The 627-nt window shown below is 38.9% G+C and carries 1 protein-coding gene; it reads right to left on the bottom strand.

The window, feature by feature from the left end:
• Positions 1-261: 261 nt before the first annotated feature.
• A partial coding sequence (gene hepT / locus COY37_RS05405) for a type VII toxin-antitoxin system HepT family RNase toxin (protein WP_286976598.1) occupies positions 262-627 on the bottom strand: 366 nt, incomplete at its 5' end.

The raw sequence follows: 627 nt of genomic DNA, 5'->3' as shown, positions 1-627 counted from the left end.
GGAAAAGGAGGCGATGTATTATAGCGAAAACGTGTCTGAAAAGACTTTGGAAATTGTAGGTTGAAAGCCTCTACGAAACCCGGGGCTTTACAGATATCTCATCAAATGATTTTGCGCGATCGATGGGAAAATAGTGCTTGCGCACCATTTCCGCGGCATCTTTTAAAAAATCCACCTGGGTATTAAAACTTACAAGAGTATAGAAATAGTAAGAGCGGCAGAACTTCTTTATATCGTTTAAGAATGAATACGGTTAAATAGTTACAATCTTTTTAAGTATGAGATAACCGCTTCTTTAAATTTATCAAAATCGCCAAGATGTTTCCTTAAGATACTGATTACAATCTCAGCATCTACCTGCTCGTACTGATGGACAACAACGTTTCTAAACTTTGCCATTTTCTCCATAATACCGGACAGTTCTTCGCTAATGACACCATTTTCAAACAAAACCCTAAACGTATCCGCATAGCTTGTTGGCGGCCTCGTACTGGTTGCAGAAATTATATGGTTAGCAATATCAGAACAAGTCTCAATCATTATTTGCAGGGTTCTCTCAACAATCCGCTGGGTTTTCCAGTCTGTTTTGTAATTTTCCAGCGTTACTGCAGAGAACTCCGTTAACTG

The sequence above is a fragment of the Candidatus Aquicultor secundus genome, from assembly GCF_002791875.1.
GTDB classification, from domain to species: domain Bacteria; phylum Actinomycetota; class Aquicultoria; order Aquicultorales; family Aquicultoraceae; genus Aquicultor_A; species Aquicultor_A secundus.
The sequence above is the reverse complement of the archived record's forward strand: the minus strand, read 5'-3'. Positions and strand labels throughout refer to the sequence as shown.